The 25,957-nt window shown below is 72.9% G+C and carries 25 protein-coding genes and 1 pseudogene; 10 read left to right on the forward strand and 16 right to left on the reverse strand.

Annotated features, from left to right (window positions below; all coding sequences use genetic code 11):
* Positions 1-6: 6 nt before the first annotated feature.
* Complete coding sequence (locus ACZ7EG_RS22545) at positions 7-1,644, forward strand: serine/threonine-protein kinase (RefSeq protein ID WP_471081590.1); 1,638 nt, start codon at positions 7-9, stop codon at positions 1,642-1,644.
* On the opposite strand, the gene ACZ7EG_RS22550 is transcribed toward ACZ7EG_RS22545, so the two are convergent.
* The 5 genes from ACZ7EG_RS22550 to ACZ7EG_RS22570 form a co-directional block, all read right to left on the reverse strand.
* Positions 1,641-2,063, reverse strand: a complete 423-nt coding sequence (locus ACZ7EG_RS22550; RefSeq protein WP_471081593.1) for an acyl-CoA thioesterase — start codon at positions 2,061-2,063, stop codon at positions 1,641-1,643. The genes ACZ7EG_RS22545 and ACZ7EG_RS22550 overlap by 4 nt on opposite strands.
* A 58-nt stretch (positions 2,064-2,121) precedes the next feature.
* Entirely contained in the window at positions 2,122-2,805 is a 684-nt protein-coding gene (locus ACZ7EG_RS22555; RefSeq protein ID WP_471081596.1) for a hypothetical protein, read from the reverse strand.
* Positions 2,806-2,864: 59 nt separating this feature from the next.
* A complete protein-coding gene (locus tag ACZ7EG_RS22560) occupies positions 2,865-3,713 on the reverse strand; it encodes a cytochrome c oxidase assembly protein (protein WP_471081599.1) in 849 nt (282 codons plus the stop codon).
* The gene (locus ACZ7EG_RS22565; RefSeq protein WP_471081602.1) at positions 3,713-4,285 is read right to left on the reverse strand and encodes a DUF2243 domain-containing protein; all 573 of its coding nucleotides are present in this window, start codon (positions 4,283-4,285) and stop codon (positions 3,713-3,715) included. The genes ACZ7EG_RS22560 and ACZ7EG_RS22565 overlap by 1 nt, the downstream gene beginning before the upstream one ends.
* 211 nt (positions 4,286-4,496) lie before the next feature.
* Positions 4,497-5,705 (reverse strand): pyridoxal phosphate-dependent aminotransferase, encoded by a 1,209-nt coding sequence (locus ACZ7EG_RS22570; RefSeq protein WP_471081605.1) that lies wholly within the window; start codon positions 5,703-5,705, stop codon positions 4,497-4,499.
* A gap of 87 nt (positions 5,706-5,792) precedes the next feature.
* Here ACZ7EG_RS22570 and ACZ7EG_RS22575 point away from each other — a divergent pair, with 87 nt between their 5' ends.
* Positions 5,793-6,419 (forward strand): winged helix-turn-helix transcriptional regulator, encoded by a 627-nt coding sequence (locus ACZ7EG_RS22575; protein WP_471081608.1) that lies wholly within the window; start codon positions 5,793-5,795, stop codon positions 6,417-6,419.
* Between the two features lie 78 nt (positions 6,420-6,497).
* On the opposite strand, the gene ACZ7EG_RS22580 is transcribed toward ACZ7EG_RS22575, so the two are convergent.
* From ACZ7EG_RS22580 to ACZ7EG_RS22590, 3 genes are read right to left on the reverse strand one after another with little or no spacing between them, the layout of a single operon-like run.
* The gene (locus tag ACZ7EG_RS22580) at positions 6,498-7,289 is read right to left on the reverse strand and encodes a hypothetical protein (RefSeq protein ID WP_471081611.1); all 792 of its coding nucleotides are present in this window, start codon (positions 7,287-7,289) and stop codon (positions 6,498-6,500) included.
* Positions 7,289-8,563, reverse strand: a complete 1,275-nt coding sequence (locus tag ACZ7EG_RS22585; protein WP_471081614.1) for a VWA domain-containing protein — start codon at positions 8,561-8,563, stop codon at positions 7,289-7,291. The genes ACZ7EG_RS22580 and ACZ7EG_RS22585 overlap by 1 nt, the downstream gene beginning before the upstream one ends.
* 45 nt (positions 8,564-8,608) lie before the next feature.
* Positions 8,609-10,102: an IucA/IucC family protein gene (locus ACZ7EG_RS22590; RefSeq protein ID WP_471081617.1), complete on the reverse strand. Its 1,494-nt coding sequence runs from the start codon at positions 10,100-10,102 to the stop codon at positions 8,609-8,611.
* A gap of 101 nt (positions 10,103-10,203) precedes the next feature.
* On the opposite strand from ACZ7EG_RS22590, the gene ACZ7EG_RS22595 reads away from it, so the two are divergent.
* Together ACZ7EG_RS22595 and ACZ7EG_RS22600 are read left to right on the forward strand one after the other, a co-directional pair.
* Entirely contained in the window at positions 10,204-11,739 is a 1,536-nt protein-coding gene (locus tag ACZ7EG_RS22595; RefSeq protein ID WP_471081620.1) for an IucA/IucC family protein, read from the forward strand.
* 62 nt (positions 11,740-11,801) lie between these two features.
* Positions 11,802-12,173, forward strand: a complete 372-nt coding sequence (locus ACZ7EG_RS22600; protein WP_471081623.1) for a (2Fe-2S) ferredoxin domain-containing protein — start codon at positions 11,802-11,804, stop codon at positions 12,171-12,173.
* Between the two features lie 143 nt (positions 12,174-12,316).
* Here ACZ7EG_RS22600 and ACZ7EG_RS22605 read toward each other — a convergent pair whose 3' ends face one another.
* The 5 genes and pseudogenes from ACZ7EG_RS22605 to ACZ7EG_RS22625 all read right to left on the reverse strand — a co-directional run bounded on the left by ACZ7EG_RS22605 (position 12,317) and on the right by ACZ7EG_RS22625 (position 16,234).
* The gene (locus ACZ7EG_RS22605) at positions 12,317-12,736 is read right to left on the reverse strand and encodes a universal stress protein (RefSeq protein WP_471081626.1); all 420 of its coding nucleotides are present in this window, start codon (positions 12,734-12,736) and stop codon (positions 12,317-12,319) included.
* 2 nt (positions 12,737-12,738) lie between these two features.
* The gene (locus ACZ7EG_RS22610; protein ID WP_471081629.1) at positions 12,739-14,238 is read right to left on the reverse strand and encodes an APC family permease; all 1,500 of its coding nucleotides are present in this window, start codon (positions 14,236-14,238) and stop codon (positions 12,739-12,741) included.
* Between the two features lie 80 nt (positions 14,239-14,318).
* Positions 14,319-14,629: pseudogene (locus ACZ7EG_RS22615) on the reverse strand (iron chelate uptake ABC transporter family permease subunit); the annotation flags it as partial.
* A 98-nt stretch (positions 14,630-14,727) separates the two neighbouring features.
* On the reverse strand, positions 14,728-15,276 hold the full coding sequence (locus ACZ7EG_RS22620) for a DUF1360 domain-containing protein (protein WP_471081632.1): 549 nt from the start codon (positions 15,274-15,276) through the stop codon (positions 14,728-14,730).
* Positions 15,254-16,234, reverse strand: a complete 981-nt coding sequence (locus tag ACZ7EG_RS22625; RefSeq protein WP_471081635.1) for a Rieske (2Fe-2S) protein — start codon at positions 16,232-16,234, stop codon at positions 15,254-15,256. The genes ACZ7EG_RS22620 and ACZ7EG_RS22625 overlap by 23 nt, the downstream gene beginning before the upstream one ends.
* 209 nt (positions 16,235-16,443) lie before the next feature.
* On the opposite strand from ACZ7EG_RS22625, the gene ACZ7EG_RS22630 reads away from it, so the two are divergent.
* The 3 genes from ACZ7EG_RS22630 to ACZ7EG_RS22640 all read left to right on the forward strand — a co-directional run bounded on the left by ACZ7EG_RS22630 (position 16,444) and on the right by ACZ7EG_RS22640 (position 19,044).
* Positions 16,444-17,715 (forward strand): cytochrome P450, encoded by a 1,272-nt coding sequence (locus ACZ7EG_RS22630; protein ID WP_471081638.1) that lies wholly within the window; start codon positions 16,444-16,446, stop codon positions 17,713-17,715.
* Positions 17,716-17,812: 97 nt separating this feature from the next.
* Positions 17,813-18,727 carry a HipA family kinase gene (locus ACZ7EG_RS22635; protein WP_471081892.1) on the forward strand — a complete coding sequence of 305 codons (915 nt, stop codon included), beginning with the start codon at positions 17,813-17,815 and terminating at the stop codon, positions 18,725-18,727.
* Complete coding sequence (locus tag ACZ7EG_RS22640; protein WP_471081641.1) at positions 18,724-19,044, forward strand: Rdx family protein; 321 nt, start codon at positions 18,724-18,726, stop codon at positions 19,042-19,044. The genes ACZ7EG_RS22635 and ACZ7EG_RS22640 overlap by 4 nt, the downstream gene beginning before the upstream one ends.
* Before the next feature lie 16 nt (positions 19,045-19,060).
* Here ACZ7EG_RS22640 and aceB read toward each other — a convergent pair whose 3' ends face one another.
* A complete protein-coding gene (gene aceB / locus ACZ7EG_RS22645; protein WP_471081644.1) occupies positions 19,061-20,686 on the reverse strand; it encodes a malate synthase A in 1,626 nt (541 codons plus the stop codon).
* A 208-nt stretch (positions 20,687-20,894) separates the two neighbouring features.
* Positions 20,895-21,509, reverse strand: a complete 615-nt coding sequence (locus ACZ7EG_RS22650; protein ID WP_471081647.1) for a nucleotidyltransferase family protein — start codon at positions 21,507-21,509, stop codon at positions 20,895-20,897.
* 243 nt (positions 21,510-21,752) lie between these two features.
* On the opposite strand from ACZ7EG_RS22650, the gene ACZ7EG_RS22655 reads away from it, so the two are divergent.
* The gene (locus tag ACZ7EG_RS22655; RefSeq protein ID WP_471081650.1) at positions 21,753-22,082 is read left to right on the forward strand and encodes a DUF5955 family protein; all 330 of its coding nucleotides are present in this window, start codon (positions 21,753-21,755) and stop codon (positions 22,080-22,082) included.
* Positions 22,083-22,346: 264 nt separating this feature from the next.
* On the opposite strand, the gene ACZ7EG_RS22660 is transcribed toward ACZ7EG_RS22655, so the two are convergent.
* Entirely contained in the window at positions 22,347-23,144 is a 798-nt protein-coding gene (locus ACZ7EG_RS22660) for an IclR family transcriptional regulator (protein WP_471081653.1), read from the reverse strand.
* A gap of 236 nt (positions 23,145-23,380) precedes the next feature.
* Here ACZ7EG_RS22660 and allB point away from each other — a divergent pair, with 236 nt between their 5' ends.
* Both allB and alc read left to right on the forward strand, forming a co-directional pair.
* Entirely contained in the window at positions 23,381-24,721 is a 1,341-nt protein-coding gene (gene allB / locus ACZ7EG_RS22665; RefSeq protein ID WP_471081656.1) for an allantoinase AllB, read from the forward strand.
* Between the two features lie 38 nt (positions 24,722-24,759).
* Positions 24,760-25,875, forward strand: a complete 1,116-nt coding sequence (gene alc, locus ACZ7EG_RS22670) for an allantoicase (RefSeq protein WP_471081659.1) — start codon at positions 24,760-24,762, stop codon at positions 25,873-25,875.
* Positions 25,876-25,957: the final 82 nt, after the last annotated feature.

Genomic DNA, 25,957 nt, shown 5'->3' on the forward strand with positions numbered 1-25,957 from the left:
GGGCCGATGAACCACGCGACCGAGGTGTTCCAGCCGTTACAGGCGGACGATCCGCCTGTGGTCGCCGGGTACCGCCTCGCGGCCCGGCTCGGCGCGGGCGGCATGGGCCGGGTCTTCCTGTCGCACACGCAGGGCGGCCGGCCCGTGGCGATCAAGGTGGTACGGCCGGAACTGGCCGACGACCCGGCCTTCCGGCGGCGGTTCCGCCGGGAGGTGGAGGCGGCCCGGCGGGTGCGGGGCGCCTACACCGCCGAGCTGATCGACGCCGACGCCGACGGCACACCGCCCTGGGCGGCAACGTTGTACGTCCCCGGCCCGTCCCTCACCGACGCCGTCGCCCGGCGCGGACCGCTCCCCGTCCCCGCGGTGCTGTGGTTGGTGGCGGGGGTGGCCGAGGCGCTCCAGGCCATCCACGCCGCCGGGATCGTCCACCGGGACCTCAAGCCGTCCAACGTGCTGCTCGCCGCCGACGGGCCGCGCGTGATCGACTTCGGTATCTCGCTGGCCGCCGACTTCACCTCGTACACCGCCACCGGCGCCGCCGTCGGCACGCCCCACTTCATGGCTCCCGAGCAGGCGTCCGCGGGTGAGGTCACGGCGGCGACCGATGTCTTCGCACTGGGCCAGACGGCCGCGTTCGCGGCCCTGGGCCGCCCGCTGTACGGGGAGGGCTCCGCGGTCGGTGTGCTGTACCGGATCGTGCACGACCAGCCCGACCTGTCCCTGCTGCCCGAGCAGCTCCGACCGCTGTTCGCCCGCTGCCTGGCCGCCGACCCCGGGGAGCGGGCCACCCCGGCCGAGATCGTCGGCTGGTGCCGGCAGCGGCTGGGCGCGGACGCCGACGCGGGTGCCGGCCCGGCCGTCTGGCGGGACGTCACGGGGCCGGAACCGACGGTGCCGGCGCCGCTCTCCACTCCCACCCGGGTGCTGCCGCAGCCGCTGGTCGTCACACAGCCCCAGCCGCTCCCGGACGGGCCGGGGGAGCGGCGCCGGCGAAGACGGCGTACGGCGCGTACGGCGCTGATCACGGCCGCGGCCGTGACGGCCGGAGTGGTGGCGCTGGGCGGTCTGTTGTGGACGGTGCAGGACGCGGGGAACAGGTTCCGCGACTGGGTGGCGGGCGCACCGTCGACGCCGGGCCCGGACACGTCCGGACGGTCAGATCGAGTGGAGTCACCGGCCGCGTCTCCGTCGGCTTCCCGTCCCGCGGCGGCTGGTGACGGTACACCGCGGGCATCGGACCCTTCTCCGAGTGCCCCCCGGACGCCGCGCCCCATCGGCCGCTATCTCCAGAGGCTGGACGCGAAGAGCTCGCTGAGCTTCGAGGAGCCGTTCCGGCGCGAGGACCGCAAGGGCGACATCCGCCTCGACTGCGAGGACACCGGCTGCGCGCTGAAGAGCGACACCAGCGTGCTGGTGCAGATGTTCACCGACGAGGGAGTCTCCCTGGACGAGTGCCGACTCATGCTCCGCAGTGCCGACCGGCACCGCTGGACGCTGGCCTCGGCGCCGGTCGGCACTCAGTTCTGCGTCAAGCACTCCAACGGGGACATCGCCCTGCTCGTGCTCACGACGAAGTCGACCGCGCTGCCGGAACTCGCCGCCCTCACGATGGACATGACGATCTGGCGCGACGCCGCCTAGAGCCCGAACATGCCCGGGTCCGCCGCCAGCTTCTTGAAGACCTCTGCGGGATCGGCGACCAGCCTGCGCTTCTCCAGGTCCAGGATCCCGCCGACCGCCGTGATCTCGGCGGCGACCGTGCCGTCGGCCTTCAGGACGCTCTGGTCGATCCGGAACGTCTTCCCGCCGCCCCACTCGAACACGCACGTCACCTCGACCTCGTCGCCCGCGAGGAGCTCGCTCTTGTAGCGGATGGTCGTCTCCAGGGCGACCGGGCCCACGCCGCTGCCGATGAGGGCGGCCTGGCTGATCCCCGCGGCCTGGAGCAACGACCAGCGGGCGTGCTCCGCGTAGTTCAGATAGACCGCTTGGTTGAGATGTCCCTGCACATCCGTCTCGTATCCACGGACGGTCACAGGGACGGAGAACGGCTCGCTCACGGCTTCCCCTCCGGGGTCTCGTGCACTGCACAACGATCCACCGATCTTGGCATGCTCCTCACGCCCGGCGCGGTGAAGCCAGCAGATACCGGTTCCCGGTGCGTGGCTCGCGGTGCTCGCTCACCTGCCAGCCTGCGCCTTCCAGGGTCGTCGCGCAGGACCGCAGCGCCTCGCCGTCCGGCTCGTGGACGGCGACGGCCTCCGGCTGCGGGGTCTCCCGCACGCGATACCCTCCGCCCGCCTGCCCCGCCTGCCCCGCCTGCCCCGTCTGCCCCGTCTGCCCCGTCTGCCCCGCCTGCCCCGCCGGGCTGTGCCCGGCGGCCTCCAGGGCCAGCGCGGCGGCCTGCACCAGATGCGTACGCTCCCAGCCGCACGGCCGGTCCGTGACCCCGCCCGGGTTGGTCATCCGGCGCAGCTCCAGCAGCCCCTGCCAGGCACTGTGCACCTCACGGTGCCGGGCGGGCCCTGCATCCGCCGCGGTCTCCTCGCCGCCCACGCGCGCGGCGAACACGCCCGTCGACGCGGGGGATTCCCCGGCGGGCTCGGGCAGCTGCGTGATGCCCTGACGCACCCGGTGCCCCTCCGGCGTCAGGAAGTGGTCGTGCGGCGGCCGGGGGTGGCGGAAGGCGAGACCCCGCTTCACCAGCGCCGTGAGCTGCGACTCCGTAGCCCGGAGCCGCCCGGTGACGGGATCGGCGGCGTCGATGACACGCCGCTGCGCGGCGGTCGGCGGTCGGGTCACGGCGTGCTCCTCTCCGGCCTCGGCCAGGCCCGGGGCTCCTCGCCCCACCTGCTCGAAGGCTACGACCCGCCACTGACATCGCGGGCCGGGGCAGCTCCCCGCCACGCACCACGGCTCGTCGCACGCCGGGGCTCGGGCCGCCACGTGGCGACCAGCGAGGCGGCCAGCAGCAGCTCGGCCACGTCGCCGCCGTAGTACATGATTTCCGCGCCGCCCTGCACCTGGTCGACCGGCGCGTGGATGTCGACCCAGAAGCCGCCGTACATCAACTGGGAGATCACGGCGTGTGCCGCGATCGCGACGCCGAGGCAGACCAGCCGTGCCCTGACACCCGGCCGGGCGGGGGCCGGGTCGGGGCCGGCGATGGCGTGGGCGAACAGGCATCCGGAGAGCAGGAAGTGCGCGTGCAGCAGCCAGTGCGCGGCCGGGCTGGTCGCGGTCGCGTTGTACAGGGGGGTGAAGTACAGCACCGCGAGGCTGCCCGTGGAGAGTGCCAGCGCGACCGCCGGGTGGGAGATCACGCGGGCCGGCGGGCTGTGCAGCACCGCCGTCAGCCGCCGGCCCCGGGACGCGGGCAGGGTGCGCAGCAGGAGCGTGACCGGGGCGGCCAGGACCAGTGCCAGCGGCGCGTACATGCCGATCAGGAGGTGCTGGGTCATGTGCCCGCGGAAGTCCTCGTGGGCGAAAGGGGCCACGGGCGGCAGCAGCGCGAGGCCGAGCAGGAAGATCCCGCCGAGGAAGAAGCCTGTCCGCCACGGGCTCCAGCCGAGGGCCGGATTGCGGTGGCGCGCCCGGCGGGCGAGCAGCAGGTAGGCACCGGCGGCGGCGAGCAGCATGAGCGCGGGCGCCAGCCAGTCCAGGGTGCCACTGCCCGCTTCATGCCCGTGCTCGTGCAGGTGGTGGCCCATCAGCCCTGCCGGCCCTCATGACGGTCGGCGGGGGCAGCGGGGGCAGCCGGGTCAAGGGGTCGGCCGCTGCGCCGGAGCAGATGGCCGCCGGCGACCAGCAGGGCGCCCAGGACGAGGAAGCCGACGTCCCACCACACCTGGCCCTCCCCGGCGTGGACGTGATGGATGCCGAGGACGTGGTGGTCCAGGACGCCCTCCACGAGGTTGAACAGGCCCCAGCCGACGAGCATCCAGCCCCACAGGACCCGGGAGGTCCACACCCGCAGCCGGTCGTGGGTGACCCGCCCGTACAGCACGGCCAGCCCGAGCAGGACCGACAGCCAGCACACCGTGTGGAAGACGCCGTCCCACAGGGTGTTCATCTCCAGGCCGGAGACGGTGTGGGGGTTGTAGTACTTCACTCCGATGCGGTCCTGGTTGGTGCTGGAGAGCATGTGGTGCCACTGCAGCAGCTGGTGCAGCAGGATGCCGTCGGCGAACCCGCCCATCCCGACCCCGAGCACGATGCCCGGCAACCGGATGTCCGCCGGTCGTGCGATGTCGAACCGGGCTTCACCCTGCGTGGTGGCCATCACTCGTCTCCGCTCCTGCCTGGGGGAAGGACCGAGGACGACGTTCCCCTCTGCGCGGCGCTCACGCCCTGTGCTCGGCCTCCATCCGGCTCAAAGACCCTTTCCGGCCGTCCCCGCGCGGCACCGGGAAACGCCCGGCGTCTACTGGTGGTACCCGCCGAGGAACTACGTGGCGTCTACTGGTGGTACCCGCCGCGGAACCACGCGGCGTCTACTGGCGGTACCCGCCGAGGAACCGCCCGATCCGGCCGATCGCCGCCTCGAGGTCGTCCGCGTGCGGCAGGGTCAGGATGCGGAAGTGGTCCGGTGAGGGCCAGTTGAAGCCCGTGCCCTGGACCACCTGGATCTTCTCCCGCAGCAGCAGGTCCAGGACGAACCGCTCGTCGTCGTGGATCCTGTGCACCTTGGGGTCCAGGCGCGGGAAGGCGTACAGCGCGCCCTTCGGCTTCACGCAGCTCACGCCCGGGATCTCGTTGAGCATCCGCCAGGCCACGTCCCGCTGCTCCAGCAGCCGCCCGCCCGGTGTGGTGAGCTCGCGGATGGACTGCCGGCCGCCGAGCGCGGCCTGGATGGCGTACTGCGCGGGCGCGTTGGCGCACAGCCGCATGGAGGCCAGCATGGTGAGGCCCTCCAGGTAGTCCTTCGCGTGCTGCCGCGGCCCGGTCACCACCAGCCAGCCGGAGCGGAAGCCCGCCACACGGTAGGTCTTGGACAGCCCGCAGAAGGTGAGGACCACCAGGTCGGGGGCGAGCGCGGCGGCCGAGTGGTGCACGGCGTCGTCGTAGAGGATCTGGTCGTAGATCTCGTCGGCGAAGACCATGAGGCCGTGCCGCCGGGCGAGGTCGAGGATGCCCTCGACGATCTCCCTGGGGTAGACCGCGCCGGTGGGATTGTTCGGGTTGATGATCACGACCGCCTTGGTGCGGTCGGTGATCTTCGAGGCCATGTCGTCGAGGTCGGGATACCAGTCGGCCTGCTCGTCGCACAGGTAGTGGACCGCCTTGCCGCCCGCGAGGGTCGTGACCGCCGTCCAGAGGGGGAAGTCCGGGGCGGGGATGAGGATCTCGTCGCCGTCCTCGATCAGCGCCTGCACGGCCATCGACACCAGTTCCGAGACGCCGTTGCCGAGGAAGACGTCGTCGACGCCGACCTCCAGGCCGAGCGTCTGGTAGCGCTGGGCCACGGCCCGGCGGGCGGAGAGGACGCCACGCGAGTCGGTGTAGCCGTGCGCCTGCGGCAGCATCCGGATCATGTCCTGGAGGATCTCCTCCGGCGCCTCGAACCCGAAGAGCGCGGGATTGCCGGTGTTCAGGCGCAGCACGCTGTGGCCCGCCTCCTCCAGCGCGTTGGCGTGCTCGATGACCGGGCCGCGGATCTCGTAACAGACCTCGCTGAGCTTGCTCGACTGCCGGAACTCCATGCGCCGCTTCTCCTCTGCCGAACTGTGTTGCTTGGTTTTACCAAGTACGCGCTTGGAAAGTCCAACAACTTGTCTAGACTGCGTCACATGCCACCTCGCCGAAGCTACGACCAGTACTGCTCCGCCGCCCGTGCGCTCGACGTCGTCGGTGACCGCTGGACCCTGCTGATCGTCCGGGAGCTTCTCGCCGGTCCCCGCCGCTACACCGACCTGCACGCGGACCTGCCCGGCGTCAGCACCGACGTACTCGCCTCCCGGCTGAAGGACATGGAGCGCGACGGCCTCGCGACCCGGCGCCGGCTGCCGCCGCCCGGTGCGGCCTTCGTCTATGAACTGACGGCGCGTGGAAGGCAGTTGCTGCCCGTGCTGCAGGCGCTGGGGCAGTGGGGGCAGGCCGAGCTCGGGGAGCGCCGGGCGACGGACGCGGTCCGGGCGCACTGGTTCGCACTGCCCCTGCTGCGCCTGCTGGACGGCGAGGGACTCGTCGAGGTCCGCCTCGAAGAAGGCCTGTTCCATCTGTACGCCGGTGCCGAGGACGGGCCCGTGTACGGCGACGGGCCCGCCCCCCGGGAGCCGGACGCCCGGCTGGTTCTGGACACCGGCACCTGCACGGCCATCGGACGCGGGGAGTTGAGCCTCGCCCGGGCCGTGCGCGAGGGGCGGGTCGAGGTGAGCGGCGACGGCACGCTCGCCAAGGCGCTGCGCGAGGCATGAAAGAAGGCCCGCGGGCGGCGGGCCTTCTGTGCGGCAGACAGATGAGGTTCGATCAGGGGGCGAGCAGGTGAGGCCCGGTCAGGCGCCCGGCGGCACCCGGGACGGCCGGCCCGTCCCGCGCGTCAGCGCGTACCCGCCGACCCCCGCCAACGCGGCCAGGATCCCGCCGACAGCGGTCCACACCCACCGGTCCGACCACCAGCCGGACGTCCAGCCGTCCTCGGGTTCCAGACCGGCCAGCACCGCCGCGTCCTCCTGCTCCTCCTCGGGCTTCGAGGCGATCCCCGGCACCAGCGGCTCGGCGAGCGAGCCGTCCACCGCCGCGGATCCGCCGATGTCCTTGGAGTCCACCTGTATCCCGGTGTCGACCGGGAGACCGAGGTCGGCGGTGGCGACGCCGGTGGCCGTCAGCCGGACGTAGTAGGTGCCCGGCAGCGGGTCGTTCGCCCACGGCTCCGACCAGGCCCGGACCGTGCGCAGGACGCAGGCCAGCTCCACGGAGGACGTGTCCGCCTCCGCGGTGCGCGTCTGCGCCCCCCACTGGCAGGCCTGACGGCGGCGCAGACCGTCGTAGACGTCGATCTGCCAGGTCTGGGAGGCGTGGGTCTCCGGCAGCTTCACCGTCGCCTCGACGGTGGGGCGCTGTCCGGTGTCGGCGGGGAACGACCAGTACAGGTAGTCGCCCGTGGAGCCGCTCGCCGTGGCCTGCTGCCCCTGCTCGACCTCCGTCGCCGTACGGAACGACGTGCCGGCCTGCGTGGGGGCCGAGGAGTCGTCCGGCGACGGACTCGGTGAGGCGTCGGCCGCGGCCGGGGCGGCCGCCAGGCCGAGGGTCAGCAACGCCGCGCTCAACGCTCGTGCCACTCGCATCAGTTGGTCCTCCAGACCGCGACCCGCCAGCGCGACAGCCAGCCCCAGACGAGACCGGCGAGGAAGCCGGTGAGGATCAGCACGCCGAGCAGCCACCAGCCGCGGCCGAGACCGAAGGCGGCCACGTCGCCCGCCTGGCTCGGGCCGTCCACGACGTCGACGGTCAGCTCCAGCGGAAGACCGGGCGTGGCCTTCACGCCGGAGGCCGCCGAGAAGGAGTGGGTGACGGCCAGGCACACGGTCTCCGCGGCCGGCTTGTCGCCGTCGGCGTCGTCCCGCTCGGGCTCGGGGTACCTGAGCCCCGTCGAGATCACGTCGGTGCGCCCGTTGCCCGCCGCCTCGCCGCGCACGATCTCGCGGCCCTTGGACGTGACGGCCCGCAGCAGCACGCCGTAGTCGGGATTCACGGCCCGGTCGGCCGCGACGCTCACCGAGGCGCGCAGCTCCTGCCCCGGCAGGACCTCCACCCGGTACCAGCGCTGCTGCCCGAACTCCTCCCGGTCGCTGTACAGGCCCGACTTCAGCGTCGGCGCCCCGGCGCACCGGTCGGCACCCTCCGCCGGCACCGGCGTCACCACCGGATCGGCCGCCCGGTCCACCAACTGGTTGACCCGGTCGGTGAGTTCGTCCTGGTGCTCGACCGAGGTGTAGGTGCCGCCAGTGGCCTCCGCGATGCAGCTCAGCTGCCGGCTCAGCTTGGCGGTCGGCACCAGGCCCAGGGTGTCGATGGTCAGGCCGATGCCCTTGGCCGCGATCTCGCGGGCCACCTCGCACGGGTCGAGCGGGGCGCAGGTGTCCTCGCCGTCGCTGATCAGCACGATGCGCTTGGAGCCGTCGCCGCCGTCCAGGTCACCGGCCGCCTTCAGCAGGGCCGGGCCGATCGGGGTCCAGCCCGTCGGGGTGAGGGTGGCGACGGCCGTCTTTGCCTCGGTGCGGTCGAGCGGGCCGACGGGGTAGAGCTGCGCGGTGTCCTTGCAGCCCGTCTTCCGGTCGTCCCCCGGGTAGTTGGCGCCCAGGGTGCGGATGCCGAGTTCGACCTCCTCGGGCGTCGCGTCGAGCACCTCGTTGAACGCCTGCTTCGCGGCGGCCATCCGCGACTGGCCGTCGATGTCCCGGGCCCGCATCGAGCCGCTCACATCGAGGACGAGGTCGACCTTGGGGGCGTCCTCGCCCGTGGGTTCGCCGGCGGCCGCCCCGGCCGGGAAGGCGAGCCCGGCCGTCAGCGCGGCGAGCAGGGCACAGACCCCTGCCGCCAGCCGTGTTCTTGTGATCATCGCCGGATCCTATTGATCACCCCGCTCCGGTTCCAAAAAGGGTTCTCACCGCAGGGGGTTGGGCAGTTCCGCCCACTGGTCCCCGGGCGTCTGCGGCGAGAGCCGCATCAGCGTCAGCGCCTTCGTCGGCAGGGGATCCGCGCACAGCGCCGCGAGGTCGGGGGTGCGCGGCAGATCCCGCACGGCCGTCTCCAGGGCCGCGCCGAGCGCCGGGCCCGACCCGGCCGTGGTGGCCAGCGCGCCCGCCACGAGCGAGCCGAACAGCTTGCGGCGGAGAGCGCGTTCGTCGTCCGTGACCATACGGGCGGGCAGCTCGGGCACCTCTATACCGTGCCGGGCCAGGCGGGCCGGGCTGACACGGATGTCGGCCAGGTCGCGATAGACCAGCCGCACCGGGTCGCCCGCCGCCGACAGGACCACCAGGAGGTTCTGGCCGTGCGCCTCCAAGGCCACGCCCAGCTCCAGCAGCCGCAGCCCGACCGTGAGCGTGAGCCGCGCGAAACCGGCCAGCCAGGCGGGGGAGTGCGGCAGGCCGGTGGTCGCGAGCGCCGCCACCGGCAGGACCCGTTCACCGCTGCCCGCGTACGTCTGCGGCGACTCCCGCAGGACGGCCGCCAAGTCCGGGGAACCGGCCGCCGCCGCACCCAGCGTGCGGGTGACGTGCAACAGACCGTCCGTGCGTGCCGCCGGCGTCCCCGCGAAGTCCGACAGCACCGCCGAGGCGGCGACCGAGGGCAGGGAGATGTCCCGCACCGAGGACGTCAGCCTGGCGCTCAGCGAGGTCTTCACCTGCGGCCCGCCGGGCAGGGCCAGTGTCCGCAGGGACATCAGCGGATGCGCGGGGCGCCGCTCCTGGCACGTCCGCTTCAGCACATGCGCCGCCTGCCAGGGATGCACCGGCAGCACCACACTCCCCCCGTCCCGCAGCTCGTCCGGCCACACGCCCGTCACCAGGCACTCCTGCGCCCGCACCGGTATCAGCCCCAGCTCCACGACCGGCCGGTGCTCGGGCCCGTAGGCCAGCTGCTCGGCCACCGAGAAACCGGGCCGGGACCGGCACGTCGGATGGAACGGGTGCCCGTCGACGATCCGCTGCTCCCACTCCCAGTCGCTCTCCGGCCAGTCCCCCGGGTCAGCCGGCTGTCCCGCCCGCGACAACGCCAACGAGGCGACACTGTGAGCGAGTTCGGCGGCGAAGGAAGCGGAGTGCGGTACGGCGAGGTCCGTCATCAGCCGCGCCGGATCCGCGTACGCCGCCTCGCCCAGCCGTACGACGGTGACGTACGCGCCGGTCGCGTACGGATCCGGCCGGGGGCCGTGCAGCCGGCGGCCGTCGGACAGGGACAGCGTCAGACCGTCCCGGGCCGGCTCCCTGCGGGCGACCCAGGGCAGCGGCTCATGGGCGAGACCACGCCACAGCCGGGACAGCACGGCCGCCCGGGCGCCGGGCAGGGCGGCCTCGTACCGCGGCAGGAGCCCGGGCCGTACAAGGGACAGCTCGTCGGCGACCTCGGCCTCGGCGGTGGGGGGACGGTGCACGGGCGGGCTCCTCGGGTACGAATAGGGGCGTCACAGCGGAATGGCGACGACCGACATACTGATCATCTCCGCCCGGAACGCTGGAAGGACCATAGGGACGAGTGGAACGCGTGGACCTCATGCCCCCGCCCGCCGACGACGACTCGGCCCACGGTGACGACCCGGCCACCGGAGCCCTCGCCGACGCATATGCCGCCGTGCCGCTGCTGAACTGCCTGCTGCGGGAGGTCGCCCGGCCGGTGCGCCGGGAGGGCGACCGTCGCGTCCACCGGCTGCCCGGCGGGGACCGGCTGCTGCGGGTGCGCGGTGCGCGCCGGCCCACCGAGCCGGAGATCGAGGTCGCGGGCACTTGGCGCCGCGTCGGCCACACCGAGCTGGTCAAGCTCGTCGCCGAGGAACTGCGCCGGCACACCGGGCTGTCCAACCATGAACTGCCCGCCGAGATGCTGGACAGCCGCGACGCCGTGGCCGCCCTGCTCGCCGCCCGGGGCCGGGCCACCCCGCCCGACGACCTCTACCTGCGCTCCGAGCAGTCCCTGCTGACCGGCCACCGTCACCACCCGGCCCCCAAGGCACGCGGCGGCGGCCCCACAGCCCGCTGGCTGCCGTACGCGCCCGAGGCGTACGCCCGCTTCCCGATCGCCCTGCTGGGGCTGCGCGAGGACACCGTCGTCGAGGAGGGCGACACCTCCGCCCTCGACGGCCTCGGCACGGCACCGCCCGGCTACCGGCTGCTCCCGGCCCACCCCTGGCAGCTCGATCTGGCCGGGCAGGAGCTCGCCGGAGCCTTCGCGGACGGCAGGCTGATCCGGCTCGGCACCACCGCCTTCGAGGCCTGGCCCACCGCCGCGATCCGCACGCTCTACACGCCCGAGCGGGACCTGTTCCTCAAGTTCAGCCTGGACGTGCGCATCACCAACGACATCCGCCGCCTGTGGCGCCACGACCTGCTCGCCCTGCGCAGGACGGACGCGGCCGTGGGCGCCGCCTTCGAGACGTTCGGCGGGCCCTCGGCCTGGCTCGGCGACCGCGGCTACCGCACCGCCGACTTCGCCTTCGAGGCCCTGGCCGTCCTCGTCCGTGACGGCTTCGCCGGCCGCCTGCGGCCCGGCGCGGTCCCGGTGCTCGCCGCCGCTCTCGTCGAGGGCTTCGACGGCAGCCCGCTCGACCGCGCCGCCGACCCGGGGCCCTGGTGGGCGGCGTACCTGGCCCACGTCGTGCCCCCGGCGCTGACGGCGTTCGCCGAGCACGGTGTCGTCATCGAGGCCCACCTGCAGAACACGCTGGTCGCCGTGGACGCCGGCGGGCTGCCGGTGCAGGCGCTGTACCGGGACGCCGAAGGCGTGAAGCTGCTGCCGGACGTGACGCGGCAGGCCGGCTGGGAGCGGCTCGTGTACTGCCTGGTCGTCAATCACCTCATCGAGATCGCCGGCGCCCTCACCGAGCGGCACCCGGGGTTCGACCCCTGGCCCGCCGCCCGCCGCGAACTCGCCCGTCACGACCTCCCCGAGATCCGCGCCCTGCTCATCTCGCCGACCCTCCCCGCGAAGACCAACCTGCTGCTGCGCTGGACCGGCGCGGACGGTGCCGACGCCCGTTACCGTCCGCTGCCCAACCCGCTCAGGGAAGGGACCTGACCCGCCGGGCCCGGCGCCCGCGTGACATGATCATCACCACGCGCAGAGAGGGAGGGAGCGGCATGCCCGCGACGCCGGACGCAGGGGTCCCCTGCCGCATCGTCGTCTGCCGCGACTGTTGCTGCGGCACCCGCAAGATCTCAGGCGTCGATCACGCCGCCCAGACGGACCGCCTGCGCGAGGTGGCACCGGTCCGCGTCTCCGACTGCCTCGACGTCTGCGACCAGGCCAACGTCGTCGTCGTCCAGCCCTCCGCCGAGGGCCGGGCCGCCGGGGGCCGTCCGGTGTGGCTGGGGCTGGTCAACGACCCGGCCGCCACCGAGGACGTCGTCTCCTGGGTGCGGGCGGGCGGTCCCGGCGTCGCGCCGGTGCCGGAGATCCTCGACCTGTACGTCTTCAGCCCGTTCACGAGACGCGCCGCCGACAACTCATGAGCCCTGTCGCATGAAACAGGGCTAATGAGGCAGGGCTAATGAGGCAGGGCTAATGAGGCAGGGCTAATGAGGCAGGGCTAATGAGGCAGGGCTCATGGCACGGGCGGCACGGGCGGCACGGCACGGCCGGCGTGACAGGAGCCTCATGACTCCGTCGCCGGCACGCAGAGCACCGGCACTCTGGACAGGTGCAGCAGCTTGTGCGGGGTCGAGCCCAGCAGCGCCCCGCGCACCGGACTCTCGCCCCACGTGCCCACCACGATGACCCGGGCGCCATGACGTGCCGCCGCTTCGATCAGCGCCTGCGCGGGCCGCTCGTCGATGAGCTCCACCGACGTCCGCACCCCGGCCTCGTCGGCCACCCGGACCGCGTGGCCGAGCGCGGTGTTGCCGGCCTCGCGGACGGCCTCGTGATGAGCGCCGTACTCCTCGCCCGTGACGCCGGGGGCGGCGACGCCGTAGACGATCACCAGGGGTTCGTCGTACGCGGTCGCCACCTCGATGGCGACGCGCAGTGCGCTCAGGGCGCCCGGGGACTCGTCGTAGCCGAGGACCACCGACATCTTCAGGACTCCTTGCCGTCGACGAGGGCCGGGTCGACCACGCTCGGGTGTTCCGACCAGAAGGCGGGCGCCATCAGCCGCCGCACGACCATGAGGACCACGCCCGCGACGACGATGCCGATGCCGATGACGAGCGGCGGACCGAGCCCGAACCACGAGACGCCGCTGTAGGAGTTGTCGGGGTCGGACATGTCCGTCACGGATTCCACCAGCAGCCATGCCAGCAGCCCCGCGCCGATCAGCGGTCCGAGGCCGATGAGGAAGAAGTTGCGCACGCTGCGGGTCAGTTGACGGCGGTAGTAGACCGCGCAGGCGAGACCTGTGAGCGCGTAGTAGAACGCGATCAGCAGGGACAGGGCGGTGAGGGAGTCGAAGAGGGCGTTCTCACTGATGTGGAAGAGGACGAGGTACCAGGCGATGGCGATGCCGGCGACCCACCAGGTGCTCACGTCGGGGGTGCGGAAGCGCGGGTGGATGCGGCCGAAGTGCGCGGGCAGCGCGTACCGGCGTGCCATGGACAGCCCGGTGCGCGAGGCGGGGATGATCGTCGTCTGCGTCGAGGCGAGCGCGGACGTCGACACCGCCAGCAGCACCACCCAGTCCCAGCCGCCCATGGCCTCCTCGGCGAGCAGCGCGAAGATGAACTCCTCCTCCGCCGCGTTCTCGGCGAGGTACTCCGTACCCGCGTAGGCCACGACCGCATAGGCGACCGCGAGGTAGGTCACCAGCAGCAGCACCGTCGACCAGACGGCCGCCCTGCCGGGGGCGGTGGCGGAGTTCTCGACCTCCTCGGTGAGGTTGACCGCCGACTCCCATCCCCAGTAGATGAACACGCCCAGCAGCAGGGACGCGGTCAGTGACGCTCCGCCGGCTCCGAACGGGTCGAGCCAGCCGAACTCCGGATCGATGGCGTCGAGGGTGCCGGTGTCGGCGTAGACACGGTAGAGCGCCACGACGGCGAAGGCGAGCAGGCAGGCGACCTGGGCGAGGATGAGGACGTTCTGCACCTTGGCCGAGATCTCGGTGCCGATCACGCAGACGGCCGTCATCACCAGGATCAACAGCACGGTCAGCACCTGGCGCACCACGTCGTTGTCGGCCCAGCCGTCCAGGCCGACGGCGAGCAGGAAGAACGTCACGGCCACGTCCGCGAGCGATCCGACGACCAGGACGCCGGTCATCGCGATGGCCCAGCCGCCGAGCCAGCCCGCCCACGGTCCTATGGCGCGGGTGACCCAGGAGAACGTCGTGCCGCAGTCCTGGTCGACCTTGTTGAGGTAGTAGAACGCCGACGCGATCAGCAGCATGGGCACGAACGACGCGAGCATCACGCCGGGGGCGTAGATGCCCACCAACGCCACGATCGGGCCGATGACCGCGGCCACGGAGTACGCGGGGGAGGTCGCGTTGAGCCCGATGACCAGCGCATCGACGAACCCGATCGCGTTGGGCTTCAGGCTCGCCTCCGGGGGCGGGCCCGAGTCCGTGATGTCCTTGGCCATGCTCCCTCGCTCCCGTTGTGCGTGCGTCCATACAACAGGCACTTTCGAGGGGTTTTGGTCATTTATGCACATTCAGGACTTCATGTCGCTCGCCGGCCGCGGATCGGCAGGTGCGGGAAGTACGGCGTGCCGATCACCGCCGTCGTCGCCCCCCGCTCAGCCGGGCGGGGGCGATGACGGTACGGCGCAGCAGGTCGGCCGTGCAGACCGGCGCGGCCCCGGGCAGGACGGCGACGGGTACGACCCGTACATGCCGCCGGCCGACCAGGGCGCGGGACGCGTGCGGAGCCACCGGGCCCACGACGCCGATCGTGCCCACCGAGGCGACGGCGGTCGCGGCGAGCGGCACGCCCACCAGGAGGCCCGGCCTGGCCCGGGGCAGTTCGAGGCCCGGGGCAGTTCGAGCCGAGCAGCCGCGGGGTGTCCTGGCCCAGGTCGCCCGCTCTGCCAGGACTTCCGATGGGCGTGGACCGCAGCAGGTGGCCGCGCTCAGTCGCCGGTCGTCCTGTCCAGCAGCGCGCCGTACGCGAGCTGCAGCGTGTCCGCCCCGGCCAGGGCGGTGAGCGCGCCCATGGCCGTACGGGTCGCGCGCGGCCAGAGCAACTGGCCGGCGGTCAGCGCCGAGGCGACCCAGACGCTCATGCAGAACGGGCAGGTCGCGAGCTCGCCGACGGTGTGCCTGCCCTGCTCGGGCTGCGCCTCCTCGAGCAGCTCGGCGGGACCCTGCGGCCCGACGTAACGGGTGAACGGGGCCCGCAGCGGGCTGGTCACCGACGCCTTGGTGAGCAGCCGGCTGAGCCGGAAGGTGGCCACCGAGGTCAGGACCACGTCCCAGGGCTCCGGCCGCTCCGGGATCGGGCGCCCGCGGCGTCGTACCACCGTGGTCCACGCCGCCGTGAACGCCGTGAATCCCGCCATGGCCGCGGCATAGCCGCCCAGCGGCCGGTCGTGCCCGGCCGCGTAGTCCCGGCGGGTGCGCCGGAGCGCTCCGTGCAGCCGGCGCGCGAGCCGGCCGTCAGTCCCTGTCGCCGTGCCCATGGGCAGCCCCCGATCGTGCTCGGCTCCGTCGCCCGGCCCTCTCCCGGCCCTTTCCCGCGTGCTGCGCACCGTCCTGGTGACGCAGGCGCACCTCGACATGGCCGTCGGCGACCCGCGTCTCGAAGGAGGGCTGGGGCGCGGTGGCCGGTCCGCGCACATTCCAGCCGTCGGAGAGCCGGAAGACGCTGCCGTGCCACGGGCACCGCACACATCCGTCGGCGACGGTGCCCTCGGACAGCGGCCCCGCGAGGTGGCTGCACCGCTCGGCGAGCGCATGGATCGCCCCGCCGGTCTCGCGCACCACCAGGACCGGCACGTCGTCCACACTGCGCCGCACCGCCTCACCGGCCGGGAACTCGGCCACGGCTCCGATCCGGTGCCAGCCCCCGGAGACGACGTTCGGGACCTCCTCGGCGTGGTTGGCTCCGGAGGCCTGCCGGTAGGCCAGGTGGCCGCCCAGCATGCCGCCGATCCCGACCGCGGTCAGCCCCAGGAAGCCGTACGCCCGGCCCGCCCCCTCGCGTCCCTTGACGCGGCAGGCGAGCGAGGTGGCGTACAGGCCGACGGCCGCCGTGTTGGACAGGGCGTGCACCAGCCCGACGCGCTGTTGCCGGCGGTGCAGCTCCGCCCAGTCCACCCAGCCCGTCAGGGCCGCGGGGGCGGCGGCGCCCAGTCCGACCCCGACCAGCAGCCGCGACTCGCGCGAACGGCCGGGGCGCAGGTCCAGGACCGCCGCCGACAGCCAGCTCCCGATCGGCACCTGCACCAGCAGCGGATGCACCGGGTGCCCCAGCCACCTGCCGTGCAGCAGGTCCCGGCCGCGCCCCAGGGGGAGCCCCCGCACGCCCTTGCGGAGCGTCTCTATCACCACATCGGCCCTGGATTCCCGCTCCAGGCGGTCCAGCAGCCACAGGACCCGGTTCTGCCGCATCAGCCGGCGAGACGAGGTTGCGCTCATGCCCCGCCGGGTCCCCACCGCCACCGGCGGCAAACGGAGCGCGGGTACGGCGGCGTTCCTGGTCAGCCGTCCGCCCGGGGAGCGCGCGGATCCGGCCTTCGTCGTCGGCGGAATCCCCGCGCGGGCGCCCGCGCCCACCCGCGCGGGGGTCCGCCGGTGCGCGCCGGCGCCCGCGTTTCCCGGCGGAGCCGGCGGGCACCCGCCGCGCCATGAATCACGGTCGCAGTCCACTGATCGCCGACAGCTCTCTCGCTCTCCTCGCCAAGGGATACGCATGGCTGCCCGACCGGAGACGCAGCACCTCCGCCCCGCTCGTGCGCACCCGGCTCATGGGACAGCCGGTCGTCGCCCTGCACGGTCCCGAGGCGGTGCGGTTCTTCTACGACGAGCGGCACGTGGAGCGCCGCTCGGCGCTGCCCGGACCGGTGCTGAGCACGCTGTTCGGGCACGGAGCCGTGCACACCCTGGACGGGCCGGGCCACCGCGTGCGCAAGGAGATGTTCCTGTCCCTGCTCACCGGGGCGGAGGCGGTCGCCGGACTGGTGGACCGCGTCGCCGCGGAGTGGGACGAGGCGGTGGAGTCGTGGACCGGCCGCCGGGTCGTGCTGTTCGACGAGACGAGCCGCGTGCTCACCCGGGGCGTGTGCCAGTGGGCCGGACTCGTCGTCGAGGACGTCGGGCCACTGGCCCGGGACCTGGTCGCCATGGTCGACGGTTTCGCGACGGCGGGCCCACGCCACTGGCGAGCCCGCCGGGCACGGGCCCGCTGCGAGGCCTGGCTGGGACGTCTGGTCGAGGACGTGCGGGCGGGGAGGGCCACCGCGTCGGCCGGGTCGGCCCTGGAGGGGATCGCCCGGCACCGGGACGCCGACGGCCGGCTCCTCGACCCGCACACGGCCGCGGTCGAACTGCTCAACGTCATCCGCCCGACCGTCGCGGTGTGCTGGTTCGTCACCTACGCCGGACACGCGCTGCGCCTCAGGCCCGAGCTGCGGGACCGCTTGACCGGCGACGACCCCGCCCACGCCGTGGCCTTCGCCCACGAACTGCGGCGCTTCTATCCCTTCGCGCCCTTCGTCGGCGGCCGGGCCGTCACCGACCTGGAGTGGCGCGGCGAACCCATCCGGTCCGGCACGCTGGTCCTGCTCGACCTCTACGGGCAGAACCACGACCCCGCCCTCTGGGACGATCCCTACACCTTCGAACCCCGGCGTTTCCTCGAGCGGCCGCCCGCGGGCGACGACCTGATCCCCCAGGGCGGCGGCGACCGGACCACAGGCCACCGCTGCCCCGGTGAGGACGTCACCATCGCGCTGCTGCGCGCCCTCGTGCCGCGGCTGGCCCGCCTGGAGTACGAGGTGCCCGATCAGGACCTGCGGATCCCGCTGAACCGCATGCCGGCCCGGGTCCGCAGCGGCTTCGTCATGGACGCCGTCCGGGTGCCCGCGCCCGCTCCGGCGCCCACGCCCGCGGCGCCCTGAGGCCGACCGGGACCCGCTCGCGGCCAGGGCCGCTGCGCGGCAGTCACGCCTGGTTACTATGGCCCCTTCGGATTCTGCCCCCGTGGAGCCCTGGACCATGCTGAGAGAGGTCACCGCGACCCGCTACGTCGAACCCCTGCGGTCCGGCGGCTCCGTCCCGGGCGTCGTCGAGGCGGACGACCTCGGCACGTACGTCGTCAAGTTCACCGGCTCCGCGCAGGGCCGCAAGGCGCTCGTCGCCGAGGTCATCGTGGGGGAACTGGCCCGCGCCCTCGGCCTGCGCTTCCCCGAGCTGGTCCTGGTGCACTTCGACCCGTCGATCGCCGACCACGAGCCGCACCAGGAAGTGCGGGGCCTGCACGCGGCCAGTGCGGGCGTCAACCTCGGCATGGACCACCTGCCGGGCGCACGGGACTTCACACCGGAGATCGCCCAGATCTTCCCCGTCGATCCGCTGGAGGCGGGCAGGATCGTCTGGCTCGACGCCCTGACCGTGAACGTCGACCGCACGGTCCACAGTTCCAACCTGATGGTCTGGCCCACCCTCGGCGTCGCACCCCCGCGCCTGTGGCTGATCGACCACGGCGCCGCCCTCGTCTTCCACCACCGCTGGGACGCCACCGACCCCCGCAAGGCCTACGACTTCCGGCACCACGCCCTCGGCCACCACGGCCCCGACGTCCGGGCCGCCGACGCCGAACTGGCGCCCCGGGTCACCGAGGAACTTCTGCGACGGATCCTCGACGAGGTCCCGGACGCCTGGCTCGCGGACGAGCCGGGCTTCGCCGGCGCGGACGAGGTGCGCGAGGCCTACGTGACGTACCTCCACGCACGCGTGCTGGCCTCCGCGGCCTGGCTGCCCACCGACTTCCCCAGCCGGGAGGAGCTCGCCGCCGAGGAGGCCCTGCGGGCGGCGAGGAACCAGCAAGGACGCCCCGCGTGGCTCAGGCAGGTGCCCGACCTGCACGGCAAGCCCGCGGCCCAGCAGGATTGGTCGGTGCACCTGGGATGACGGACGATCAGCGCGTCGAGATCGAACTGGCGGAGGACTCCCCGGGCGCCTCGCGGCGGGTCGAGATCGAGTACTGCACCCAGTGCCGCTGGCTGCCCCGCGCGGCCTGGCTGGCGCAGGAGCTGCTCACGACCTTCGAGGCCGAACTGACGGAACTGGCCCTCAAACCCGGCACCGGCGGGGTGTTCGTCGTCCGCGTCGGCGACGAGGTCGTCTGGGACCGGCGCGAGCAGGGCTTCCCGGAGCCCACGGCCGTGAAGCGGGCCGTACGCGACCGAGTGGCCCCGGGCAGGACCCTGGGCCACTCGGAGCGTTAGCCGGCCGGCTCGCGAGTCAGCCCTTGAGCTGCTCGTACGCCGGGAGCGTCAGGAAGTCGGCGTAGTCCTCGTCGAGGGAGACCGTCAGCAGCAGGTCGTGCGCCTGCTGCCAGTTGCCGGCCGCGAAGGCCTCGTCGCCGATCTCGGCCCTGATGTTCGCGAGTTCCTCGGCGGCGACCTTGCGGGCCAGGTCGGCTGTGACCTGCTCGCCGTTGTCGAGGACGACCTCCGCGTTGATCCACTGCCAGATCTGGGAGCGGGAGATCTCGGCGGTGGCCGCGTCCTCCATCAGGTTGAAGATGGCGACCGCGCCGAGACCGCGCAGCCAGGCCTCGATGTAACGGATGCCGACCTGCACGGCGTTGACCAGACCCGCGTAGGTGGGCTTGGCGTCGAGGGAGTCGACGGCGATCAGGTCGGCCGCCTCCACGACGACGTCCTCGCGGAGGCGGTCCTTCTGGTTCGGCTTGTCGCCGAGGACCTTGTCGAAGGACTCCATGGCGATCGGCACGAGGTCGGGGTGGGCGACCCAGGAGCCGTCGAAGCCGTCGCCGGCCTCGCGGTCCTTGTCGGCACGGACCTTCTCGAAGGCGACCTTGTTGACCTCGGCGTCCCGGCGGGACGGGATGAAGGCCGCCATGCCGCCGATGGCGTGGGCGCCGCGCTTGTGGCAGGTGCGGACGAGGAGTTCGGTGTACGCGCGCATGAACGGAGCGGTCATCGTGACCGCGTTGCGGTCCGGCAGGACGAACTTGGCTCCGCCGTCACGGAAGTTCTTGACGATGGAGAACAGGTAGTCCCAGCGTCCCGCGTTCAGCCCGGCGGCGTGGTCGCGCAGCTCGTAGAGGATCTCCTCCATCTCGTACGCGGCGGTGATCGTCTCGATGAGGACGGTCGCGCGGACCGTGCCCTGCGGGATGCCGCAGTACTCCTGCGCGAAGACGAACACCTCGTTCCACAGGCGGGCCTCCAGGTGGGACTCCGTCTTCGGGAGGTAGAAGTACGGCCCCTTGCCGAGGTCCAGCAGGCGCTGGGCGTTGTGGAAGAAGTACAGGCCGAAGTCGACGAGGGCGCCGGGCACGGGGGTGCCGTCGGCGTCGACGAGGTGACGCTCGTTCAGGTGCCAGCCGCGCGGGCGCATCACGACCGTGGCGAGCTCCTCGTTCGCCTTCAGCGCGTACGACTTGCCGGACCTCGGATCGGTGAAGTCGATGTTCCGGGTGTAGGCGTCGCTCAGGTTCAGCTGGCCGCCGACCACGTTCTCCCAGGTGGGTGCGGAGGCGTCCTCGAAGTCCGCGAGCCACACCCGGGCGCCCGAGTTGAGGGCGTTGATGGTCATCTTGCGGTCGGTGGGACCGGTGATCTCGACCCGGCGGTCGTTCAGCGCGTCCGGGGCCGGGGCGACCTTCCAGGAGTCGTCGGCGCGGATCGCGGCGGTCTCCGGAAGGAAGTCGAGGGTGCAGGTGCGGGCGATCTCGGCGCGGCGCTCGGCGCGGCGGGCGAGGAGTTCGTCACGCCGGGGCGTGAACCGCCGGTGCAGCTCGGCCACGAAGGCGAGCGCCGCTTCGGTGAGGACCTCCTCCTGCCGGGGCAGGGGCTCGGCGTCGACGACGGCCAGCGGGGACGGCGCTGGAGCGGACATGAACGGTCACTTCCTTCAGCGAGCTGTGAAGACGAGCCGGCGTGCTCGGCACCGGGTGCCAGTCTTCCCGAATACGGCGTTCCGCGCCCTCAGACCCCTCAGGCGCTTCTGATCAGTGGATACTAGTTTCCTCATGGTGGAAGTTCAATCGTCTGTTGATGTCGAGAGTCCCCGAGTCGAGGCAAGGTGGCGCTCCGTGCCACCCCGTTCACTCCAGGTGCGCCAGATCGGCTTCGGTGTCGATGTCGAACGGCCGGGCCACGTCCCCGCACTCGACGAGGGTGATCTCCTGCCGGTGCTCTCTCAGATAGGCGCGGGCCCCCCGGTCCCCGGTGGCGGTCGCGGCGATGCCCGCCCAGTGGGCGGCACCGAACAGCACCGGGTGGCCGCGCACACCGTCGTACGCGGCGCAGGCGAGCGTCTCCTCGCCCTCGTACGCCGCGAGGACCCGGGTCACCGCCTCGGGTCCGATGCCGGGCTGGTCCACGAGTGACACCAGGGCGGCCCGGGCGCCCGCGCCGGCGAGCGAGTCGAGCCCGGCGCGCAGGGAACTCCCCATGCCCTGCCCCCAGTCGGGGTTGTCGACCAGGGTGCAGCCCGGCAGTGAGGCCCGTGCGCGCACGTCGTCGGCCTGTGCGCCCAGGACGACGTGGACGGCCGCGCAGCCGCCCTCCCGCAGTACCCGCACCGCGTGCTCCACCAGGGGCCGCCCCCGGTGCGGGAGGAGTGCCTTGGGCCGTCCGCCGAGCCGCCGCCCGCCACCGGCCGCGAGCAGCAGTCCCGCAACCGCCTGTGTCCCGCCCGTCGTCTCCCGTGTCGTCATGGCTCCTGCATACCGCACGCCCCGAACGGAGGTACGGCGGAGCGAGGTGCGCGTCGGACAGGCGTGCGCCCTGGGCCAGAAAGTCACTCAGCGAAACAAGTCGATGACGCAATGGACTGGCGCCCGGCGGTCCGCGTCGTTTACTGTCGCCCGCACCGACCGGCCGGGCGCCCGACGGCTGCCCGGTGTGGGGGACTTCGTGTCGGGCGGAGACGCGCACGACGAGGTGCGAGGGGGAGGACTGTGTTGCGGAGCGTCGAGCAGAAGCGGCAGGGGCCTGTGACCGGCGGTGGCGAGGACCCGCGCGTGACGGAGCTGCGCTCCGCCGTGTCCCGGTTGCGCCGCCGACTGGCCGCCCATCCCGGCGAGTTCGCCGACCGGTCCATCGCCGAGGAGGAACTGGCCGCAGTGGCCGCCATGGCCGCCGACGGCATCCCAGAGATCCCGCGCCTGCGCCGCTCCCTCCTGCTCCTCGCCGGCGCGATCGGCTCGGTGAGCGCGCTGTCCGCCGAGCTGACGGAGGTCCGGCGGGCGGTGGATCTCTTCGGGGGGCCGGTGCGGGGCCAGGGCTAGGGTCTGTCGTTCGGATCAGGTCCCAGGGGATCGGCGGCCCTGGGGCGCCCGCCGCCGCGGACTCGCTCCGGTTGCGCGGGGGTAAGGGTCAGGGCGCCCGCCGCCCCGGCTTCACCCCGTCATGGGATCGGCGGCCCAGGGGCGCCCGCCGTCGCGGACTCGCTCCCGTTGGGCGGGGGTAAGGGTCAGGGCGCCCGCCGCCGCGGACCCGCTGCCGTTGCGTGGGGCAAGGGCCAGGGCGCCCGCTGCCCCGGTTTCACCCCGTCATGCGGGGCTCTGGCTGGCGAGCGCCTCGGACAGCTCCCCCGCGACCTGCTGGAGCACCGGCACGATCTTGCCCGTCAGTGCCTCGGTGACCCGGCCCGCCGGGCCCGAGATGGAGATGGCCGCGGGGGTGGGTGAGTCGGGTACGGGAACCGCCAGGCAGCGCACCCCGATCTCCTGCTCGTTGTCGTCGATGGCGAAGCCCTGCCGGCGCACGTCCTCCAGGGCCGCGAGGAACCCGTCCGGTGTGGTGATCGTCTTCTCCGTCGCGGCGGGCATGCCCGTACGGGAGAGCAGTGCCCGCACCTCCTCCGGCGGGAAACCGGCGAGCAGTGCCTTGCCCACGCCCGTGGAGTGCGGCAGCACCCGCCTGCCGACCTCCGTGAACATGCGCATCGAGTGCTTCGAGGGCACCTGCGCCACGTAGACGATCTCGTCCCCGTCGAGCAGGGCCATGTTCGCCGTCTCGCCGGTCTCCTCGACCAGCCGCGCGAGGTAGGGCCGGGCCCAGGTGCCCAGCAGCCGTGAGGCCGACTCGCCGAGGCGGATCAGGCGCGGGCCGAGCGCGTACCGCCGGTTGGGCTGCTGACGTACGTACCCGCAGACCACCAGCGTGCGCATCAGGCGGTGGATGGTCGGAAGGGGCAGGCCGCTGCTCGCGGACAGCTCGCTCAGGCCGACCTCGCCGCCCGCGTCCGCCATCCGTTCGAGCAGGTCGAAGGCGCGCTCCAGGGACTGGACGCCCCCGTTGGCGGAGGACCGGGCGGAGTCGGTGGTGCTGGCCCTGGACGTCGGCACGGCGCGTTCCTTTCGGGGCGGGCGGGAAGGGCAGCAGCCTACCCGGCAGTCGGTTGACTCCCCGCTTGTACGTAGCTACGTTCTGCTTGCTGGAAGTCTAATTCCGCCTTGTGGAAACGTCCAGGAGTGTTGTGTGAGGGCGCCGCGGTCAAGTGTGCCCTTGACGACGCGGAGGAGGGAGTGAAGACTCCTTCAACAGAAAGTTGAATTCCGTTACGCGGAAGTAAGGGGTTCGAGTGTCCGACGCTGAACTGGTGCTGCGCTCGACGCGAGTCATCACCCCCGAGGGAACGCGTGCCGCATCCGTCGCGGTGGCCGACGGCACCATCACGGCCGTCCTCCCGTACGACGCACCCGTACCGCAGGACGCCCGCCTGGAGGACCTGGGCGACCATGTCCTGCTGCCCGGCCTGGTCGACACGCACGTGCACGTCAACGACCCCGGCCGCACCGAGTGGGAGGGCTTCTGGACCGCCACCCGCGCCGCGGCCGCCGGTGGCATCACCACCCTCGTCGACATGCCCCTCAACTCCCTGCCGCCCACCACGACCGTCCCGCACCTGCGGACCAAGCAGCAGGTCGCCGCCGACAAGGCGCACATCGACGTCGGCTTCTGGGGCGGCGCCCTGCCCGACAACGTCAAGGAGCTCCGGCCGCTGCACGAGGCCGGCGTGTTCGGCTTCAAGGCGTTCCTCTCGCCGTCCGGAGTGGACGAGTTCCCGCACCTGGAGCGCGACTCCCTCGCCCGGACCATGGCCGAGATCGCCGCCTTCGACGGCCTGCTCATCGTGCACGCCGAGGACCCCCGGCTCCTCGCCTCCGCCCCGCAGCAGCCGGGCCCGAAGTACGCCGACTTCCTCGCCTCCCGCCCGCGGGACGCCGAGGACACCGCCATCGCCCACCTCATCCGCGAGGCGAAGGCCCTCGACGCGCGCGTGCACATCCTGCACCTCTCCTCCAGCGACGCCCTGCCGATGATCGCCGAGGCGCGCGCGGAGGGCGTCCGCATCACCGTGGAGACCTGCCCCCACTACCTGACCCTCACCGCCGAGGAAGTCCCCGACGGCGCCAGCGAGTTCAAGTGCTGCCCGCCCATCCGCGAGGCCGCCAACCAGGACCTGCTCTGGCAGGCGCTCGCCGACGGCACCATCGACTGCGTCGTCACCGATCACTCCCCGTCCACGGCCGACCTGAAGACCGAGGACTTCGCGACGGCCTGGGGCGGCATCTCCGGCCTCCAGCTGAGCCTGGCGGCCGTGTGGACCGAGGCGCGCAGGCGCGGGCACGGCCTGGAGGACGTGGTCCGCTGGATGTCCGCGCGCACCTGCGAACTGGTCGGGCTCGACGACCGCAAGGGCGCCATCGCCGTGGGCCGCGACGCCGACTTCGCCGTCCTCGCACCCGACGAGACCTTCACCGTCGACCCGATGGCCCTCCAGCACCGCAACCGCGTCACGGCGTACGCGGGCAGGACCCTGCACGGCGTCGTGAAGTCCACCTGGCTGCGCGGGCAGCGCATCGTCGCGGACGGCGAGTTCACCGAGCCGAAGGGGCGGCTCCTGACCCGGACCCACTGAATCCCCTCCCGGACACCCGAAAGGAAGACCTGATCATCGTGACGGCGATCCCCCGCTTCACCGGCGACGCGAACCCCTACGCGGGCGGCGACCCGTACGCGGACTACCGCACCGCCGACTTCCCCTTCACCTCGTACGCCGACCTCGCCGACCGGCGCCTCGGAGCCGGTGTCATCGCCGCCAACGACGAGTTCTTCGCCGAGCGCGAGAACCTGCTGGTGCCCGGGCCCGCCGAGTTCGACCCCGAGCACTTCGGGCACAAGGGCAAGATCATGGACGGCTGGGAGACCCGCCGCCGCCGGGGCGCCTGCGCCGACCACCCCTGGCCGACCGAGGAGGACCACGACTGGGCGCTGGTTCGTCTCGGCGCCCCGGGCGTGATCCGCGGGATCGTCGTCGACACCGCCCACTTCCGCGGCAACTACCCGCAGGCGGTGTCCGTCGAGGGCACCTTCGTACCCGGCTCCCCGTCGCCCGAGGAACTCCTCGGGGACGACGTGAAGTGGACGACCCTCGTCCCGCGCAGCGCGGTCGGCGGCCACGCGGCCAACGGTTTCGCCGTCGACGTCGAGCAGTGCTTCACACACCTGCGGGTCAAGCAGCACCCCGACGGCGGCATCGCCCGCCTGCGCGTCCACGGCGAGGTCGTCCCCGACCCCGCCTGGCTCGGGGCCCTGGGCACCTTCGACGTCGTCGCCCTGGAGAACGGCGGCCGGGCCGAGGACGCCTCCAATCTGTTCTACTCGCCCGCCTCCAACACCATCCAGCCGGGCCGCTCCCGCAAGATGGACGACGGCTGGGAGACCCGCCGCCGCCGCGACCGGGGCCACGACTGGATCCGCTACCGGCTGGCCGCCCAGGCCCGGATCCGCGCCCTGGAGATCGACACCGCCTACCTCAAGGGCAACAGCGCCGGCTGGGCAGCGGTGTCGGTGAAGGACGGCGAGGACGGCGACTGGCAGGAGATCCTTCCCCGCACCCGCCTCCAACCCGACACCAACCACCGCTTCGTCCTCCCGGCCCCGGCGGTCGGCACCCACGCGCGCGTGGACATCTTCCCGGACGGCGGCATCTCCAGGCTCCGCCTGTTCGGCTCCCTGACGCAGGAGGGCACGAGCCGACTCGCCGCCCGCCACCAGGAGCTGGGCGGCTGACCGGCCCCGGCCCGACCCGCGGGGCGCACCGGCCGGACAGCACCGGTGCGCCCCCACGGGTCTCACCGCACCGCGCGTTCCG

It is taken from the genome of Streptomyces sp. NPDC037100, assembly GCF_055606225.1.

Bases quoted from the DNA above. Each gene is read 5' to 3' on its own strand.
- ACZ7EG_RS22545 (WP_471081590.1), top strand. From the start codon at position 7: ATGAACCACGCGACCGAGGTGTTCCAGCCGTTACAGGCGGACGATCCG.
- ACZ7EG_RS22560 (WP_471081599.1), bottom strand. From the start codon at position 3,713: ATGGGCCACCACCTGCACGAGCACGGGCATGAAGCGGGCAGTGGCACC.
- ACZ7EG_RS22565 (WP_471081602.1), bottom strand. From the start codon at position 4,285: ATGGCCACCACGCAGGGTGAAGCCCGGTTCGACATCGCACGACCGGCG.
- ACZ7EG_RS22570 (WP_471081605.1), bottom strand. From the start codon at position 5,705: ATGGAGTTCCGGCAGTCGAGCAAGCTCAGCGAGGTCTGTTACGAGATC.
- ACZ7EG_RS22575 (WP_471081608.1), top strand. From the start codon at position 5,793: ATGCCACCTCGCCGAAGCTACGACCAGTACTGCTCCGCCGCCCGTGCG.
- ACZ7EG_RS22580 (WP_471081611.1), bottom strand. From the start codon at position 7,289: ATGCGAGTGGCACGAGCGTTGAGCGCGGCGTTGCTGACCCTCGGCCTG.
- ACZ7EG_RS22585 (WP_471081614.1), bottom strand. From the start codon at position 8,563: ATGATCACAAGAACACGGCTGGCGGCAGGGGTCTGTGCCCTGCTCGCC.
- ACZ7EG_RS22600 (WP_471081623.1), top strand. From the start codon at position 11,802: ATGCCCGCGACGCCGGACGCAGGGGTCCCCTGCCGCATCGTCGTCTGC.
- ACZ7EG_RS22605 (WP_471081626.1), bottom strand. From the start codon at position 12,736: ATGTCGGTGGTCCTCGGCTACGACGAGTCCCCGGGCGCCCTGAGCGCA.
- ACZ7EG_RS22610 (WP_471081629.1), bottom strand. From the start codon at position 14,238: ATGGCCAAGGACATCACGGACTCGGGCCCGCCCCCGGAGGCGAGCCTG.
- ACZ7EG_RS22620 (WP_471081632.1), bottom strand. From the start codon at position 15,276: ATGGGCACGGCGACAGGGACTGACGGCCGGCTCGCGCGCCGGCTGCAC.
- ACZ7EG_RS22625 (WP_471081635.1), bottom strand. From the start codon at position 16,234: ATGAGCGCAACCTCGTCTCGCCGGCTGATGCGGCAGAACCGGGTCCTG.
- ACZ7EG_RS22630 (WP_471081638.1), top strand. From the start codon at position 16,444: ATGAATCACGGTCGCAGTCCACTGATCGCCGACAGCTCTCTCGCTCTC.
- ACZ7EG_RS22635 (WP_471081892.1), top strand. From the start codon at position 17,813: ATGCTGAGAGAGGTCACCGCGACCCGCTACGTCGAACCCCTGCGGTCC.
- ACZ7EG_RS22640 (WP_471081641.1), top strand. From the start codon at position 18,724: ATGACGGACGATCAGCGCGTCGAGATCGAACTGGCGGAGGACTCCCCG.
- aceB (WP_471081644.1), bottom strand. From the start codon at position 20,686: ATGTCCGCTCCAGCGCCGTCCCCGCTGGCCGTCGTCGACGCCGAGCCC.
- ACZ7EG_RS22650 (WP_471081647.1), bottom strand. From the start codon at position 21,509: ATGACGACACGGGAGACGACGGGCGGGACACAGGCGGTTGCGGGACTG.